The 15,834-nt window shown below is 70.6% G+C and carries 15 protein-coding genes and 2 pseudogenes; 8 read left to right on the top strand and 9 right to left on the bottom strand.

The window, feature by feature from the left end:
* Nucleotides 1–598 precede the first annotated feature (598 nt).
* The 4 genes and pseudogenes from AB0I77_RS21720 to AB0I77_RS21705 form a co-directional block, all read right to left on the bottom strand.
* A pseudogene (locus AB0I77_RS21720) lies at nt 599–799 on the bottom strand (short-chain dehydrogenase/reductase); the annotation flags it as partial.
* A 70-nt stretch (nt 800–869) separates the two neighbouring features.
* On the bottom strand, nt 870–1,283 hold the full coding sequence (locus AB0I77_RS21715; RefSeq protein ID WP_363284274.1) for a cupin domain-containing protein: 414 nt from the start codon (nt 1,281–1,283) through the stop codon (nt 870–872).
* Between the two features lie 36 nt (nt 1,284–1,319).
* Nucleotides 1,320–2,087 carry a glucose 1-dehydrogenase gene (locus AB0I77_RS21710; protein WP_363284273.1) on the bottom strand — a complete coding sequence of 256 codons (768 nt, stop codon included), beginning with the start codon at nt 2,085–2,087 and terminating at the stop codon, nt 1,320–1,322.
* A 641-nt stretch (nt 2,088–2,728) separates the two neighbouring features.
* Nucleotides 2,729–2,917, bottom strand: a pseudogene (locus AB0I77_RS21705) (alcohol dehydrogenase catalytic domain-containing protein); the annotation flags it as partial.
* Between the two features lie 172 nt (nt 2,918–3,089).
* On the opposite strand from AB0I77_RS21705, the gene AB0I77_RS21700 reads away from it, so the two are divergent.
* The 4 genes from AB0I77_RS21700 (at nt 3,090) to AB0I77_RS21685 (ending at nt 7,058) form a co-directional block, all read left to right on the top strand.
* Nucleotides 3,090–3,971 (top strand): helix-turn-helix transcriptional regulator, encoded by an 882-nt coding sequence (locus AB0I77_RS21700; protein WP_363284271.1) that lies wholly within the window; start codon nt 3,090–3,092, stop codon nt 3,969–3,971.
* A 677-nt stretch (nt 3,972–4,648) separates the two neighbouring features.
* The gene (locus tag AB0I77_RS21695; RefSeq protein ID WP_363284286.1) at nt 4,649–4,909 is read left to right on the top strand and encodes a hypothetical protein; all 261 of its coding nucleotides are present in this window, start codon (nt 4,649–4,651) and stop codon (nt 4,907–4,909) included.
* A 135-nt stretch (nt 4,910–5,044) separates the two neighbouring features.
* Nucleotides 5,045–6,238 carry a CaiB/BaiF CoA-transferase family protein gene (locus AB0I77_RS21690; RefSeq protein WP_363284270.1) on the top strand — a complete coding sequence of 398 codons (1,194 nt, stop codon included), beginning with the start codon at nt 5,045–5,047 and terminating at the stop codon, nt 6,236–6,238.
* A gap of 73 nt (nt 6,239–6,311) precedes the next feature.
* Nucleotides 6,312–7,058 carry a GntR family transcriptional regulator gene (locus tag AB0I77_RS21685; RefSeq protein ID WP_363284269.1) on the top strand — a complete coding sequence of 249 codons (747 nt, stop codon included), beginning with the start codon at nt 6,312–6,314 and terminating at the stop codon, nt 7,056–7,058.
* 49 nt (nt 7,059–7,107) lie between these two features.
* Here the strand turns inward: AB0I77_RS21685 and AB0I77_RS21680 are convergent, their stop codons facing one another.
* A complete protein-coding gene (locus AB0I77_RS21680) occupies nt 7,108–7,245 on the bottom strand; it encodes a hypothetical protein (RefSeq protein WP_363284268.1) in 138 nt (45 codons plus the stop codon).
* 141 nt (nt 7,246–7,386) lie between these two features.
* Nucleotides 7,387–8,094: an SDR family NAD(P)-dependent oxidoreductase gene (locus AB0I77_RS21675; RefSeq protein ID WP_363284267.1), complete on the bottom strand. Its 708-nt coding sequence runs from the start codon at nt 8,092–8,094 to the stop codon at nt 7,387–7,389.
* 102 nt (nt 8,095–8,196) lie between these two features.
* Between AB0I77_RS21675 and AB0I77_RS21670 the strand changes: the two genes are divergently transcribed.
* From AB0I77_RS21670 to AB0I77_RS21660, 3 genes are all read left to right on the top strand, one after another.
* The gene (locus tag AB0I77_RS21670) at nt 8,197–9,036 is read left to right on the top strand and encodes a helix-turn-helix transcriptional regulator (RefSeq protein ID WP_363284266.1); all 840 of its coding nucleotides are present in this window, start codon (nt 8,197–8,199) and stop codon (nt 9,034–9,036) included.
* Between the two features lie 74 nt (nt 9,037–9,110).
* A complete protein-coding gene (locus AB0I77_RS21665) occupies nt 9,111–10,010 on the top strand; it encodes a hypothetical protein (RefSeq protein WP_363284265.1) in 900 nt (299 codons plus the stop codon).
* A gap of 86 nt (nt 10,011–10,096) precedes the next feature.
* The gene (locus tag AB0I77_RS21660) at nt 10,097–11,632 is read left to right on the top strand and encodes a fused MFS/spermidine synthase (RefSeq protein ID WP_363284264.1); all 1,536 of its coding nucleotides are present in this window, start codon (nt 10,097–10,099) and stop codon (nt 11,630–11,632) included.
* Between the two features lie 495 nt (nt 11,633–12,127).
* Here the strand turns inward: AB0I77_RS21660 and AB0I77_RS21655 are convergent, their stop codons facing one another.
* Nucleotides 12,128–13,237 carry a substrate-binding domain-containing protein gene (locus AB0I77_RS21655; protein WP_363284263.1) on the bottom strand — a complete coding sequence of 370 codons (1,110 nt, stop codon included), beginning with the start codon at nt 13,235–13,237 and terminating at the stop codon, nt 12,128–12,130.
* 97 nt (nt 13,238–13,334) lie between these two features.
* Nucleotides 13,335–13,604: a hypothetical protein gene (locus AB0I77_RS21650; protein ID WP_363284262.1), complete on the bottom strand. Its 270-nt coding sequence runs from the start codon at nt 13,602–13,604 to the stop codon at nt 13,335–13,337.
* A 288-nt stretch (nt 13,605–13,892) separates the two neighbouring features.
* On the opposite strand from AB0I77_RS21650, the gene AB0I77_RS21645 reads away from it, so the two are divergent.
* Entirely contained in the window at nt 13,893–14,351 is a 459-nt protein-coding gene (locus AB0I77_RS21645; RefSeq protein ID WP_363284261.1) for an archease, read from the top strand.
* A gap of 57 nt (nt 14,352–14,408) precedes the next feature.
* On the opposite strand, the gene AB0I77_RS21640 is transcribed toward AB0I77_RS21645, so the two are convergent.
* On the bottom strand, nt 14,409–15,821 hold the full coding sequence (locus AB0I77_RS21640) for an RtcB family protein (protein ID WP_363284259.1): 1,413 nt from the start codon (nt 15,819–15,821) through the stop codon (nt 14,409–14,411).
* Nucleotides 15,822–15,834 lie beyond the last annotated feature (13 nt).

The following is a 15,834-nucleotide window of genomic DNA, read 5'->3' as shown; positions in this document are numbered from 1 at the left end:
GGCGTCCTCGCGGTTCACCTCGGCGTCGGGGTAGGCCACCGGCTTCCCGCCCCGCAGTTCGGCGACGGTGAACGGGACATCGTCACCCCAGCGGGCGGGCAACGACCTCGTAATGACCGGCTGTTGAACCGGAAGGGGATGCGGAGGCGTAGGCGGGTCCGGCGAGTTGGGCGGCGGCCAGCGACGCGGTGGTCGCCATAAGGAACGTACGTCGTTGCATGCGAACGTCTCCTGCTGGGTCAAGTCGCTGGAGAGCGCGGCGAGTTGCCGCATCACCTCGCGCGTGGAGGGGATCGGCCGGACGCTGCTTCTCCTCAAGTCCGCCGGGCGGCCGGCTGGGTCAGCGGGACCACGCGGCGATCCCCGAAGGTGACCATCGCGTGCACGGGCTCGGCGCTGGCGCGCATGAGCGCTCCCACCCGCGCCCGGTAGAACAGCGCGTACGCGTCACCCTCGCCGGTCTCAGTGTGGAAGCGGATGTCCTCGACCGCCGTGAACGCCGAAGTCAGGAAGTCGCGCAGCTGGTCAGGTCCCTCGAAGCGGAACTGCTCCCGGTGCCAACGGCGCGATTGGGTTTGCGGGTGGCGGGCTACGGGTGTCAGCCGGCCAGCTTGTTCAACTTGCGGATCTGCTTGTCCAAGACCCGGGCGGGAACAAAGCGGAGTAGGCGCGCGCGTCCGGCCATGGGGCCGGCGGCGTAGCGCAGTTTCGGCTTCGCGTCGGTCGCTGCCACGACGACAGCCTTGGCGACGACGGCGGGGTCGTCGCCGGCCTTGATCGCCTCCGCCATCAGGCGGTCGAACACGTGCCGCTGATCTGGGACGCCCTTACGTCCTGGGTGAGCCCGGGTTTTGATCGATTGGCCAGGGTTACTGGTTGCGGGTGCGGAGGCCGTTGTACTGCTGGTCGGTGACCGGTTCTGCCCAGGCCGTCTCGGGTGTGCCGTCGCCTGTGCCCTCCCACAGGGCGATGTGCTCCATGAACCGGTCGGGGGCGGCGCCGTGCCAGTGTTCCTCGTTCGGCGGGCAGGCCACGGTCTCCCCGGGGTGTGCTTCGAAGACGGTGCCGTCCCGGGTGCCGATCAGGGCGATGCCGGAAACCACGTGCAGGGTCTGGCCCAGGGCGTGGGAGTGCCAGTTGGTGCGGGCGGCCGGCGAGAAGCGGACCAGGTTGGCGCGCATCCTCGACGGCTCCTGGCCGGCCACGATGACGTCCCACCACACGTCGCCGGTGAACCAGTCCGCCGGGGCCTTGCTGCTGGGCTGCTGCTCGATGAATTCCATGGCGTCTCTCAGCTCTCCTTCGTGCGTGGGCTGTCTTCAGCGGGCGACGTAGCCACCGTCCACCGGGAGGGCGACACCCACGACGAAACTCGCCCCGGGGCTGCACAGCCACAAGACCGCCTGGGCGATTTCCTCAGCGGTGCCGAGCCGGTTGACGGGCTGGTTGGCCTCGGCTTCGGCGCGGTCGAGTTCCCCCTTGGCGATCATGTCGCCGACCATGGGTGTGTCGATGGTTCCCGGGCAGACGGCGTTGATGCGGATGCCGCGCGCGGCGTATTCGAGTGCCGCGCTGCTCGTCAGGCCGATCACTCCGTGCTTGGAGGCATGGTAGGAGGCGCGGCCGGGGAGACCGACCAGGCCGCCGAGGGAGGAGCAGTTGACGATCGCGCCGCTGCCCTGTGCGCGCATGTGCCGCAGTTCGTGTTTCATGCAGGCCCAGACGCCGCGGAGGTTGATGGCGTTGACACGGTCGAACCGTTCGGCGGGTTCGTCGGCGGCGTCGCTGGGCGGGATCTGGATGCCGGCGTTGTTGTAGGCCATGTCGAGGCGGCCGAAGGTCTTTACGGTGTGGTCGACGGCGGCGGCGACCTGGTCCTCGTCGCTGACGTCGCAGGTGAGGGCGAGGACTTGGTGGCCGGCGGCGGTGAGTTCCTTCGCGGCCGCGTTCAGGGCCGCTTCGTCGACGTCGGTGAGGGCGACGGCGGCTCCGGACGCGGCGAACGCGCGGGCGGTCGCCAGGCCCATACCGGCGCCGGCCCCGGTGACGAGGGCGGCCTGGCCGGTGAAGTCGTACGTGGGGTTCACGTCGTGTTGTCCCTTCGGGTGCGGAGGTGTGGCGATGCGAGTGACGTCGAGGCTGCCCGGATGGGCTGCGGCGGCACGCGCCTTGTCATGAGCCGCTGTCAGACGGTTCGGCCGCCGTCGGCGACGAGGGTGTGGCCGGTGGTGACAGAGGCGGCGTCCGAGCAGAGCCAGAGCACGGCGGCTGCTCCCTCCTGTGCGTGGGAGCGCTGCTCCGGGCCACGATCTGGCCCTTGCGGGACGGGCCGTGGACGGCGAGGACGATCAGGGGCAGCAGGGTGAGGGCGGCGATGACGGTGCCGACCAGGGGCGGGCCGGTCAGTCCGAGGGAGGAGCCCAGGGCCGTGCCGGCGAGCGCCGATCCGGCGGCGATGCCGGTGTTGAAGGCGGACGTGGTCAGCGCGGAGGTGAGGGTGGGGGGCGTCGCCCGCGAAGCGCATGGCGAGGACGGTGACGACCGGGTTGACCGTGAAGCCGGTCAGGCCCATGAGGAAGACGAGGAGGGTGGCTGTCACCGGGTTGCCGGACAGCGGGATCATCAGGAGCAGGACCAGGGCGGTGGCCGCGGCGGCCGTGATGGTGGTGACCATCGGACGCCGGTCGCCCAGGCGGCCGCCCGTGGCGGTGCCGCCCAGGGCGCCGACGCCGACGTACTCGTGCCCCATCGGGTGCGGGTCGCCGATGGGTTCCGCGCCCCGGTAGGGCCACAGGTCCGAGCCGCACACACAGGTGGCGACCGTGCGGATCACCGCGTCTGTCGGATTGATGATCTTCGGGTCGTCGAGGTTCTCGAAGCGCACGTCTCCGGGGGCGTAGATGACTGCTCCGCGCATGGGGGGTTGCTTCTTTCGGTGCGAGGTCGGTGTCCCGCAGCCGGGGTCAGGATCGGCTGCTCGACATGGAGCCTCACACGCGAGGGCGAGCGCGAAAAGCGGAGAAAATCATCCTGGGAGGGGAACATCCTGGGAGTAAATTCTCCCCCCTTCCCGAGGTGAGACCGGTGTCATGCTGGGCAGCATGACTGCCAACGTTCCCCTCAACGAGCTGGGAGAATTCCTCAAGAAGCGCCGCTCCGAGCTGAGCCCGCGCACGGTCGGCCTGCCCGAGACCGACAGGCCCCGGCGGGTGGAGGGGCTGCGCCGCGAGGAGGTCGCCCAGCTCGCCAGCATCAGCACCGACTACTACACCCGCCTCGAACAGGGCCGTATGCAGGCATCGGCGCCCGTGCTGGATGTCCTCGCCCGGGTACTGCACCTGGACGACGACGAGCGGGGCTACCTCTTCCAGCTCGCCGGCAAGACCACGACCCGCACCCGGCGTCGCGGCCGGCAGAAGGTCCAGCCGCAGTTGCAGCGGGTCCTGGACGACCTCACCGCCACCCCGGCCATCGTGCAGGGCCGGCGCGGGGACATCCTGGCCTGGAACGCGCTGGCCGCCGCGCTGGTCACCGACTTCTCCCGCGTCCCGGAGAAGCACCGCAACTACCCGCGGATCATCTTCACGGACCCCGCCATGCGCACCCTGTACGCCGACTGGGAGAGCTCCGCGCACATCGCCGTCGCCCAGCTCCGGATGGAGGCCGCGAAGTATCCCGAGGACCCCCGCCTGATCGAGCTGGTCGGTGAACTGTCCCTGCGCGACAAGCAGTTCGCCCGCTGGTGGGGCGATCACCACGTCGCCGCCCGCACCGTAGGCACGAAGACCCTCAACCATCCCGTCGTCGGCGAACTCGTCCTGGACTGGGACACCCTCACCGCCAACACCGACCCCGACCAGCACCTGACCGTCTGGACCGCCGGGCCCGGCTCCCCCACGCACGAACGGCTGCGCATCCTGGCCTCCTGGGCCACCGACCATGAACTGCCGGCCTCCTCCCCCGTCAGCTGACCGCGACGGGCCGCCGCCATGAAGGCGGCTGGAAGAGACAATCCGAACGCCGACGGTGCCTGTCCTGTGACATCGGATCCTGAGCGTCTGCCGCCGGACCTTGACCGGCGCGAGTCTGTGACGCCGAGTTTGAGGACCTGCACCTTCTGCCCGAGGCCGGCCCGTACGCGGTCAATCCGGAGGCGGGCGCGGATTCCACCGGCCTGGCCTTCGTGGCCGAGCGCAGATGTGGACTCCTCCGGGCAGGCCGAGGTGCACGGCCCGCCCGGAGTCCCCGAGCGGACGGGCGATGACCGGTCAGCCGCCCGCGAAGGTCACCTGCCGGATGTCGAGGGTCTCCTGCCCTCTGATCGAGGTACGGCCCGGTGATGCTGGCGGACCGGCCGACCACGGTGTAGGTCCCGCTACAGCAGGTGCCCTTGGAGCCGAAGACGCGACGACTCGCCGATGCCGAACGGCGGCGACGACGGCACCACCAACAGCAGTGGTCGTGGCGATGAAAGTGCGCCGGGTGGGTCCCGGTGACGTCATCTCTCGCACATCGCCTGGAGCCGGGAGCGGTTGGCCGGAAAATGGTGCCCCGATCCGTGGAGTTCCGCGAGGAGTTGCCGCTGACCGCCACGGGCAAGGTGTTGAAGGACCAACTGTGAACCTTCGAACGGAGATGCATCGTGCCGATGAACCACGCCGCCGGGCTGACGGCGGAGATGTCCCTGAGCCGCATAGCCCGTCTCGACGAGGAGATCATCACGCTCCTGGCCCGGCGCCGGGCAATGGCGCAGGAGCTGCCGCCTCCGGCCCGCGCCCGCGCCGTCGACCCCGAATTCGCGGAGGCCGTACGGGAGATCACGACCCGCTACCGGCAGGAACTCGGCGGGGCCGGCGAACTCGTCGCCCGCGCGGTCATGGTGCTGTGCCATCCGGACCGGCGGTCCTGAGGACGGTCGGCCGCTCGCCGCAGTGGTGCCTACAAATATCGTCGCAATGGTGCGCACACATACGGTGCGTACCAGGTACCGGCGACGAGGACCGCCGTTGACACGTTCCCGGATTTGGCCGTACAAATGGGCGCCATGAGCGTCCCGCAGCTTCCCTTGTCCGGGATCACGGTGGTCAGCCTGGAGCAGGCCGTCGCCGCGCCCTTCGCCACCCGGCAGCTCGCCGACCTCGGTGCCCGGGTGATCAAGGTGGAGCGGCCGGGCGACGGCGACTTCGCGCGCCGGTACGACACGACCGTGCACGGCCACTCCAGCTACTTCGTCTGGCTCAATCGCTCCAAGGAGTCCCTCACGCTGGACCTGAAGGACCCGCGGGGCCGGGGGATCCTGCACCAACTCCTCGGCGGCGCCGACGTGTTCGTCCAGAATCTCGCGCCGGGCGCCGCCGACCGCCTCGGCCTCGACACGGCCGCCCTCGCCGAGCGCTTCCCCCGGCTGATCCCCTGCACGATCTCCGGCTACGGCACCTCGGGCCCCTGGGCCGACCGCAAGGCGTACGACCTGCTCGTGCAGTGCCAGACCGGTCTGGTCTCCCTGACCGGAACCGCCGACGAGACCGCCCGCGTCGGCGTCTCCGTCGCCGACATCGCCGCCGGGATGTACGCCTACAGCGGCATCCTCACCGCCCTGTACAGCCGCGCCACCACCGGCACGGCGCATCCGGTGGAGGTCTCCCTGTTCGAGGCGCTGGCGGAGTGGATGGGCCAGCCCGCCTACTACACCCAATACGGCGGCACGCAGCCCGCGCGCCTGGGCACCCAGCACGCCACCATCGCGCCCTACGGCGCTTTCACGGCCGCCGACGGCCTGGACGTGCTGTTCTCCATCCAGAACGAACGCGAGTGGGTCGCCCTGTGCGCCGGCTTCCTCGGCCGGCCCGAACTCGCCGACGACCCGCGCTTCGCCACCGGCTCCGACCGGGTCGTCCACCGCGAGGAGCTCAACGCCGTGGTGGCCGCACGCTGTGCCCGCTCGGACGCCGCGGAGATCCTCAAGGACCTGGAGGACATCGGCATCGCCTGCGCCGGGGTCAACGACGTCGCCGCGTTCCTCGACCACCCGGTCCTGGCCGCCCGCGACCGCTGGCGCGAGGTGGGAGTGCCGGGCGGCGCCACGGTGCGGGCGCTGCTCCCGCCGGCCGACCTCGCGGGTGTGCCCGCGCGCATGGACCCCGTACCGGCCGTGGGCGAGCACACCGGGGCGATCCTCACCGAACTCGGCCGCACCCCCGACGACATCGAGGCGCTGCGCGCCGACGCGGTGGTCTGACACCTGACCGCGGAGGGGACACGAGCGATGAGCGTGACGAGGGCGGCGCGGCCGGTGGGGCGGGGTGGGCCGCATGGCTGAGCCGGCCCAACACGAGAGCACCTACCTGCGGCTGGCCCGGGAGTTGCGGACAGCGATCCTGCGGCACGACTACCCCGAGGGCGTACGGCTGCCCACGGAGGCCGAGCTGGCGGACCGGCACCGGGTCAGCCGGCAGACCGTGCGGCGGGCGTTCCAGGACCTGGTCGCCGAGGGCCTGGTCCACCGGGTGCCAGGCCGCGGCACGTTCGCCGCGCCCCGCGAGGAGCGGTACCTGCGCCAGTTCGGCTCGGTGGACGACCTGATGGGGCTGTCCATCGACACCCGCATGGACGTCGTCACGCCCCTGCACCGGCGGGTCGACGTCGACGCGGCGGGCCTCCTCGGCCTGCACACCGACCGGGTGTACGAGCTCGCCTTCCTCCGGCTGCACGAGGACACCGCGTTCTGTCACACCTCCGTCTTCCTGCCGCCCGACGTCGGCCGGCTGCTGGAGCCGCTGCCGGAGCTGACGGAGCGGGGCACCCCCAGCGCCTTCACCGTCATCGGGCTGCTGGATGAGCGACTGCCGGAGCCGATCGCCGAGGCCGAGCAGAACATCACCGTGGCCGAGGCCACACCACAGATCGCGGGGCAGCTGGGCTGCGAACCGGGCCGGGCGCTGCTGCGCATCGACCGCGCCTATCAGTCGGCCGCCGGACGGCGCGTGGAGCTGGCGATCAGTCACTTCCTGCCCGAGCACTACTCGTACCGCGTACGGCTGCGGCGTAGCGGTCGCTGACAGGGAAACAGCCCTCCGCGAACCCGAACCCGAACTGAGGCTGTCCGGGTCAGTACGACCTGGGCAGCCCCAGCACGGGCTGGGACACGTAGTTGAGCAGCATCTCCTGGCTGGTCGGGGCCAGCCGGAGCAGCCGGGACTCACGGAAGTACCGTTCGACGTGGTACTCACGGGCGATCGGGTTCACCGCCGAGCATCCGCTGCACCGGCAGGTGCGCCGGGCCCTGGTTCTGGGCGGACTGCTGGGCAGCTCACGGAAGTTGACCCGTCAGGCCGGAGCCGCGGCTGCGGGCAGAGGGTGCGGTGCCCCGGCTGGTTCAGCTGTGACTCACCAGGGCAGCGGGCCGTAGGCGTCGAAGTAGCCTCCGGTGGGGCCGTCGGGGCCGATCCGCGCCATGCGGACGATGATCTCGGCCGCCTGCTCGACGGTCTGCGTGCCGGTGTTGCCGTTGAGGTCCGTCTTCGTGAAGCCGGGCTCGACGGCGTTGATCCGCACGTTCGGCAGGCCCTTCGCGTACTGCACGGTGATCGCGTTCACCGCGGTCTTGGACGCCGGGTAGGCGACGCCCGGGTAGAAGTGCCCGGGGTGGTCCGGGTCGGAGAGATGGGTCAGCGAGGCCAGGCCGCTGCTGACGTTGACCACGACCGGTGCGGCCGAGCGCAGCAGCAGCGGCAGGAAGGCGTGGGTGACGCGGACGACGCCGAAGACGTTCGTGTCGAACACCGACCGCATCTGGTCGGCGGTCACGTCCGCGGCGCCGGGCACGCTGTTGCCCTCGCCCCGCACTTCGACTCCGGCGTTGTTGATCAGTACGTCGAGTCCGCCGTCGGCCTCGACGGCCTGGGCGGCGGCCTCGACCGTGGCGTCGTCGGTGACGTCGAGCAGGACGAACCGTGCGCCCAGTCGCTCGGCGGCGAGGCGTCCGCGTTCGGCGTCTCGGGCACCCACGTAGACGGTGTGACCCGCGGCGATGAGCTGACGGGCGGTCTCGTGGCCGATGCCCTTGTTGGCTCCGGTGATCAGTGTCGTTGTCATGCGTCCAGCCTCCGGCGCGGCGCCGCGATCAGCCAGGAGAGCCTTCTTCCTGGGACTACGGGTACCAGGCACGTCCCCGGCCGACGGTGTTCACTGGGGGGCATGACGGCGACGGAACTGGGGCAGGCGCTGCGGCGCTGGCGCGACCGGGTCTCCCCGGACACGGCCGGGCTGCCGGCCGGCGGACAGCGGCGCGCGGCCGGGCTGCGGCGCGAGGAGCTGGCCCTGCTCGCCGGGATCTCCGTCGACTACGTCACTCGCCTCGAACAGGGCCGGGCGGCCAACCCGTCCGGGCAGGTCGTCGAGGCCCTGGGCCGGGCGCTGCGGCTGTCGGGGGACGAGCGGGCGTACCTGTTCCGGCTGGCCGGGCTGGTGCCGCAGGGGCCCGAGATGGTGCCCGCGTACATCCCGCCCAGCGTCCAGCGGATGCTGGACAGGCTGGTGGACACGCCCGTCGGTGTCTCCGACGCGGCCCTGACCCTGCTGCTGGCCAACCCGATGTACGCGGCGCTGATGGGCGATCAGTCGGGCCTGCGCGGCTTGGAACGCAATGGGCTGTGGCGCAACTTCCTGGGCGGGCCCACCAGGGTCCGGCACACACCGCAGGAACGGCGCGCCATGGAGGCCGGCATGGTCGCCGAACTGCGCGCGACCGCCGCCCGGTATCCCGCCGACCGGCAACTGCGGCGCCTGATCGCGGAGTTGCGCGGCGGCAGCGAGCGGTTCGCCGAGCTGTGGGACGCGGGTGTCGTCGGCCGGCTGGAAGCCTCGCGCAAGACGATCGAGCATCCGCAGGTGGGCCTGCTGACGCTGGACTGCGATCTGCTCCGAGTGGAGGGCAGTGACCTGCACATCCTCGTCTACTCGGCCGAGCCGGGCACCGAGGCCGCCGAGAAGCTGCGGCTGATCTCCGTTCTCGGCACCCAGAGCCTGGTCGAGTAGGGCGAGTTCGGACACAGCCGTCGTCAAGTAGTCGGCGTACTTCACGCGCCGGGACGCCGGTAGGCTTCCTGATCATGCTCACAACAGCGCGTAGATCTGCCCTCGGTGCCACCGCTCTCGTCGTGTTCCTGGCCGCCGGCACCGGCTGCTCGTCCGACTCCGGCAGCGGCGACAGTGGTTCGAGAGTGGTGAAGGGGTTGGGCGCCCTCGCCGACGACAACGCCACGAACGGCGTCATCTACCTCGACGCCGCGAGCGTGCGTGAGCTGAGCCAGGGCGACGAGAAGCGGTTCGCCTCCGTCGGGCGGCCCGGCACCAGCCTGCTGGGTGGGTACACGCCCGGGGCGATGGGTGAGGCCCTGAAAGTGACCCAGATCGACACCGCTGTCGACTCCAAGAGCGCGGGCCGCTGGGAGGGTTCGTTCGACACGGCGGCCATCACTGCCTCGCTGAAGTCGAACGGCTACCAGCGCGGCGAAGACGACGAGACCTGGACGCGACCCGGCCGCACGGGGATGTCGTTCCAGGTCTCGAAGGACGAGATCCTCTACTCCGCCCAGGACGACACCCCCATGTCGGCCGTCCACCCGGAGAAGGGAGCCTCGCTGGCCGACCGGAAGGAGTACCAGCGCGTGTCCGAGTGCCTGGGCGACGTCTACCGGGCCGACTTCAGTCCCCTCACCTCCACCGAGCCGGTACGACTGTCCGCCGTCGGCCAGCAGGCCGCCTCCGCCGCCGAGAACACCGAGGTGCTGTGCCTCGTGGTCAAGGACGAGGCGACCGCCAACCGCGCCGCGGGCAAACTGCGTTCGGTCGTCGCCGACAAGTCACCGAAGTACGACGGCACGAAGGTGACGGTGGAGAAGGGCGACCAGCCCTTGGTACGGGCGGTCGTGCCGGACACGGCAACTCAGCGACCAGGACGCCTGATCCTCTTCGACGTGGACCTGTGGATGGCCGTCACGGACCTGTGATGTGAGCCGAGAGGGCCGCTCCGCCAGCGCCCATGAGGATTTCGCCGTGCTGTTCGGTCGATGAGTCGCGTGCGAGGATGTCGCCCGTGACCAGTTCGTCTTCCTTGCCTGTCACCGAGGGCACGCCTGGCAGCTACGGCCTGGGTCCCCGTGCCGCCGCCGTGCTTGTGTTCGGGGCCTCGGCCGCGGTCCTGGTGGTCGAGATCGTCGCTCTGCGGCTGCTGGCTCCCTACCTCGGCCTCACCCTCGAGACCAGCACCATGGTGATCGGCATCGCGCTCACCGCGATCGCCGTCGGCTCCTGGCTGGGTGGGCGCATCGCCGACCAGGTCGATCCCCGCCGGCTCATCGGCCCCTCGCTCGGGGTGTCGGGAGCGGTCGTGGCGCTCACCCCTGCCGTGCTGCGCACCACCGCGGAGTGGGCGGCACCGCTGCTCCTGCTGATCGCGGCGCTGACCATCCTCGTGCCGGGCGCGCTGCTCTCCGCGGTGACGCCGATCGTGACCAAGTTACGTCTGACCAGCCTCGCCGAGACCGGAACGGTGGTCGGCCGGCTGTCCGGCGTCGGCACCGTCGGCGCCATCGTCGGTACCGTCCTCACCGGCTTCGTCCTGGTGTCGCGGTTGCCGGTCAGCGGCATACTGATCGGCCTCGGAACACTCCTGGTGGTCGGCTCGGCGCTGGTCGAATGGCGAACGCGCGGGTGGAGCGGCACCCCTGCGCTCACACTCGTGGTCGTTGCCGGCGGTCTCGCCACCACGGTCGCGCCCGGTGGCTGCGACGCGGAGACCAGATATCACTGCGCACGGGTCCTCGCAGACCCCGACCGGGCGGGCGGTCGCACACTCGTTCTGGACGGCGTGCGGCACTCCTACGTCGACATCGACGACCCGACCTTCCTGAAGTTCGCGTATGTGCGCGCCATCGCGTCGGTGGTGGATGCCGCCTTTCCCGAAGGCGAGCCACTTGCCGCCCACCACCTGGGCGGCGGCGGGCTCACCTTTCCCCGTTACCTGGCGGCCACGCGGCCCGGGACGCGCAGCCTCGTATCCGAGATCGACAGCGGAGTCGTGCGCATCGACCGCGACCAGCTCGGTCTGAGATCAGCAGCCGGTATCGACGTACGCACCGAGGACGGCAGGATCGGCCTGCGGCGGCTGGACGCCGGCAGTCGTGACCTCGTCGTCGGCGATGCCTTCGGGGGCGTCAGTGTGCCGTGGCACCTCACCACGGTGGAAGCGATGACCGACGTACAACGGGTGCTCGACGAGGACGGCCTGTACGTCGCCAACCTCCTCGATCACGGTGGGCTGGCCTTCGCACGTGCCGAAGTGGCCACCCTCAGCGAGACTTTCGAGCACGTCGCTCTCGTCGGCGAACCCGCCGACATCGGCCTCGACCCGACCGCCGGCTCCGATGGCGGCAATCTGGTGGTGCTCGCCGCCGACCGGCCAGTCGACCTCCGCGCGGCCCAGGAAGCGCTGGACGCCCGGAAAACCGGCTGGAAGATCGCCACCGGCGACGACCTCACCACCTGGACCGGCGATGCCCAACTGCTCACCGACGACTACGCACCCGTCGACCAACTCCTTGAGCCCTACAGCCCACCGGCGCGGAGGTGAGCTGACCTTCGACGCCGAAGTCGAGGCCCTCCGCGCCGAGTCACAAACAGAATTACATTCTCCTACCGTGCGACTCTGGGTCTTCCTCAGATCGTCGGAGGTGCCCAGACTGGGCACGCAAGCCTGGTCGGAGGAGAAACGGACGCGCTGATCCGGGTGGACGGCGGGCTGTACTGAGCCTGATTCGGATGGTGGAGCATCGGGGGCCTCGCGTTTGCCTGGCACATGGGCCACCGGCGGCGTCCCAGGACCCGCTCGCGGGGAGCTCGGCGGGCCGGCTTGAAGTCCTCGTACGGCACGTTGCGGTACCACGGCCCGCCGCTGTGCTGCGGCCACTGCAATGGCACGGATGGAGGAGAGCAGCGGGACGGCGACGGGCATCAGGCCCATCGCGACTGCGGCGCAGGCCGCGAGCAGGGTGGGAGCGCCCCACAACGCCCCACACCAGGGTCGCTCACATCGTCCCTGCGGCCACCGCTCCCTCGCCCCGGGGACCTACTTCGTCAGGCCTGTCGCCGCGCAGTCGGCCGCGAGTTCGGGCGTGCATATGTCGGAGGTTTTGTATATGCCGTCCGTGATGACCGTGTCCTTGATGTTGTCCTTCGTCATGGCGACGACGGGCACGAACTGCGCGGGGATGTTCTTGTGGGTGGGGCTGTCGACTCTTTCGCTGGTGAGGGCGTCGAACTGGATGCCCTTGCCCTGGGCCTTCGTCACGGCCATCTCCGCAGCGATCTCGGCCTCCTCCGGGTACGGCTTGTAGACGCTCATGTACTGCTCGCCGGTGACGATCCGCTGCACCGCCGAGAGCTCCGCGTCCTGCCCGGTGATCGGCGGCAGGCGGGTCACGCCTGCGGCCTTCAGCGCCTTGACGATGCCGCCCGCCAGGCCGTCGTTGGCGGCGTAGACGGCCTGGATGTTCTTCTTGCCGATTTCGTTGATCGCCTCGGTCATGTTCTTCTCGGCGTTCTTCGGCTTCCAGTCCTTGGTGTCGAACGACTTGGCGATCGTCACCTGGCCGTCGAGTACGTGGAGCGCACCCGCCTTGAACTGCTTGGCGTTCGGATCGGTGGGCGAGCCGTTCATCATGACGATCTTGTCGGAGACGCCGACGTCCCCACCGAGGGCTTCCAGCAGGGAGCGGCCCTGCACCTCGCCGACGAGCTCGTTGTCGAAGGTGATGTACGCGTCGATCGGGCCCTCGGCCAGCCGGTCGTAGGCGATGACCGGGATACCGGCCTCCTTGGCCTTCCTCACCCCGCCGGCGATGGCGTGCGCGTCGACGGGGTCCAGCAGGATCACGTCGACCCGCTCGTCGATCATCCGCTGTAGCTGCCGGGCCTGCTTGCCCGCGTCCGCATCGGCGTTGGCGTACTCGACCCGGCCATGGCTGCGGGTGAGGGACTCGACCTTCGCCTTGATGATGGGGTAATGGAATCGCTCGTACTGGGGGTTCGACCTTTCCGGCAGCAGCAGCCCCACGGTGATGTCGTCGCCCTTGGCCGGGCTCGCGTCGTCGCTGCTCCCCGTCGCGTTGAGCGCGCCGCAACCGGCGAGCGAGACGGAGATCGTGGTAGTGGCCACGGATATGGCGATACGACGCATCGGGAGCTCACTTCAGGTGCGATCCGGACGTGGGCGCCGCGTTGCGGCCCACCTGACTGAAAAGCCGACGCGGAGACGACCCTCAGCGTGGACGGAACTACCTTACGACATGCGAGATGACATCTCGCTCACTGCTGCGCAGCTGCCGGGAGACCTGAAGGCGGGCCATCCGCAGCCGGTCCGCGAGGTCGGCGGTGGTCATGGCCCGACGGGCGATCAGCCGGTACAGCCGTACCCGGCGCGGACCGGTGAGCCCGAGCATGCGGCTGCGGGCCAGCGTGACACCCACCTCCGGGGTGTCGACCGGGAAGTGCACGACGAGCGGCGGGCCCGGCTCGTCCTTCACGAGCAGGCGCGTCCCCAGCACGGGTCCCGTCGGGCCGGGAGCGGATCGTCCACGAAGGCGCCCACTACCGGATCCCGCTCCCGCCCGAGCAGGGCACCGGACTCGGCAAACCGCTCAAATTCATCAACCACCCGGCGATCGACTCCCGGCCGGCAGTCGCACCGCCTCGATCGCTCCCACTCCTCCCGCAGCTGCTGCGAGGACAGGTAACCGTTCCCTCAGCGGGCGCCGCCGACAGCGCCGTGCGCCTCCAGCGGATCAATGGTCGTGACACGGGCAGGTCGATGGCCGAGCGGGTAGTCGTTGAACATGGTGGGCGAATCAGGTGACGACAGGTCGGCGCGGCGCCAGGGTGAGAGCGGGCACCGGCTGGTGCCGCACACGGCGGACGTGCGCATCGAGGCCTGGGGAGCGAGCCGCGAGTGCTGCCTGGCGGAGGCCGCGCTGGGATTGGTGAGCTCCTTCGCCGCCGTCTCCGCGGTCCGCCCCACCGCCGTGGAGCGGGTTCGCTTCACCGAGGACGCCTCAGACGACGACCTGCTGGCCGCGCTGCTGGACGAGGTGGTCTACCGCCTGGAGGTGCACGGCCAGGTGCCCGTAGACGTGGCGGCGGACGCGGCCGGCGGCGGCCTCGACGTGCGGCTGGCCGTCGCCCCGCTGGCGGACGTGGAGATCACCGGCGCGGCACCGAAGGGCGTCTCGTGGCACGGGCTGCGCATCGGGCCGGACGCGTATGGCTGGTCGTGCGCGGTGACCGTCGACGTATGAGGCACACGGTCGTATGAGGCACACCGTCCGGTCACCTCGGCCGTCGAGGGCGCCGCATCAGCCCTTGACCACGCCGAGCGGAACCAGCCGGGCGACGGTACGGCACAGCCCCGCCGCCTCGCTCGCGGCGACCACTTCGCCGACGTCCTTGTAGGCCTCCGGGGTCTCCTCGGCCAGCCCCCGCCACGATTTCGGGCGCACCGCGATGCCGTCCGCCTCCAGCCGGGCCCGCAGTTCCCTGCCGGTGACCGTACGCCCGGCCTGGTGGCGGCTCATCACCCGGCCGGCGCCGTGGCAGGTGGAGAAGAAGGCGTCGCCGTCGGGCACGCCGGTGAGGACGTACGAGGCCGTGCCCATCGTTCCCGGGATGAGGACCGGTTGCCCGAACTCCCGTAGGTCTTCAGGCAGTTCAGGATGGCCGGGCGGGAAGGCGCGGGTGGCTCCCTTGCGGTGCACGCACAGCCGGCGCCGTGTTCCGGCCACCGCATGGGTCTCGGTCTTGGCGAGGTTGTGGGACACGTCGTACACCAGCGAGAGGCCCACGCCCGCGGCCCGCCGGAAGACCTGGCGTGCGGCGTGGGAGAGCAACTGGCGGTTGGCGCGGCCGTAGTTGGCGGCCGCGGCCATCGCGCCCAGATATGCCTGCCCCTCCGGGGAGTCGACCGGGGTGCAGGCCAGCTGCCGGTCGGGCACGGTGATGCCGTACCGGCTCATGGCGTGATCCATCGCCCGGACGTGATCGGTGCAGATCTGGTGCCCCAGACCGCGTGAACCGCAGTGGATCATCACGCACACCTGGCCGACGGCGAGTCCGAAGGCGGCGGCGACGCTCTCGTCGGACACCTCGGCGACCTCCTGGACCTCCAGGAAGTGGTTGGCGGATCCCAGGCTCCCGACCTGTCCGAGGCCGCGCTCCCGCGCCCGCGGGCTCACCTGCGTCACGTCGGCGTCGGCGACCGCCCCGCCGTCCTCGCAGCGGGTCAGGTCGCGCTGCTCGCCGTACCCCTCCTGAACGGCGTACCGGGAGCCGCCCCGCAGGATCCGCTCCAGCTGTCCGGGCCCGGTCATCCGCCACACGCCGCCGGGGCCCGCGCCGCGCGGGATCGAGTGGTCCAGGCCGTCCATGATCGCGGGCAGCGCGGACGCCACGGTCCGCCGGTCGGCGTCGGCGGCCAGCAGCCGCACCCCGCAGGAGATGTCGAAGCCGACCCCGCCGGGCGAGACCACACCTGAGTCGTCGAGATCGGTCGCGGCCACGCCGCCGATGGGGAAGCCGTATCCCCAGTGGATGTCCGGCATGGCGTACGAGGCCTCGACGATGCCCGGCAGAGTGGCCACGTTGACGACCTGCTCCAGCGACTGCTCGGCGTCGGCGAGGAGGCTCCGGGAGGCGAACACCACACCGGGCACCCGCATGCACCCTTGGGGTTCGATGCGGAAGCGGTAGGGACGCTCCTCGATCAGTTCCATCACGGCCTCCCGG

It is taken from the genome of Streptomyces sp. NPDC050619 (assembly GCF_040654815.1).
Classification (GTDB): domain Bacteria; phylum Actinomycetota; class Actinomycetes; order Streptomycetales; family Streptomycetaceae; genus Streptomyces.
Note: the sequence above shows the minus strand (reverse complement) of the source record. Positions and strands in the feature narration are given on the sequence as shown.

Coding starts and splice junctions, on each gene's coding strand:
- AB0I77_RS21715 (WP_363284274.1), bottom strand. CDS start 1,283: ATGGAATTCATCGAGCAGCAGCCCAGCAGCAAGGCCCCGGCGGACTGG.
- AB0I77_RS21645 (WP_363284261.1), top strand. CDS start 13,893: ATGGTGGGCGAATCAGGTGACGACAGGTCGGCGCGGCGCCAGGGTGAG.
- AB0I77_RS21670 (WP_363284266.1), top strand. CDS start 8,197: ATGACGGCGACGGAACTGGGGCAGGCGCTGCGGCGCTGGCGCGACCGG.
- AB0I77_RS21700 (WP_363284271.1), top strand. CDS start 3,090: ATGCTGGGCAGCATGACTGCCAACGTTCCCCTCAACGAGCTGGGAGAA.
- AB0I77_RS21640 (WP_363284259.1), bottom strand. CDS start 15,821: ATGGAACTGATCGAGGAGCGTCCCTACCGCTTCCGCATCGAACCCCAA.
- AB0I77_RS21695 (WP_363284286.1), top strand. CDS start 4,649: ATGAACCACGCCGCCGGGCTGACGGCGGAGATGTCCCTGAGCCGCATA.
- AB0I77_RS21675 (WP_363284267.1), bottom strand. CDS start 8,094: ATGACAACGACACTGATCACCGGAGCCAACAAGGGCATCGGCCACGAG.
- AB0I77_RS21685 (WP_363284269.1), top strand. CDS start 6,312: ATGGCTGAGCCGGCCCAACACGAGAGCACCTACCTGCGGCTGGCCCGG.
- AB0I77_RS21690 (WP_363284270.1), top strand. CDS start 5,045: ATGAGCGTCCCGCAGCTTCCCTTGTCCGGGATCACGGTGGTCAGCCTG.
- AB0I77_RS21665 (WP_363284265.1), top strand. CDS start 9,111: ATGCTCACAACAGCGCGTAGATCTGCCCTCGGTGCCACCGCTCTCGTC.
- AB0I77_RS21655 (WP_363284263.1), bottom strand. CDS start 13,237: ATGCGTCGTATCGCCATATCCGTGGCCACTACCACGATCTCCGTCTCG.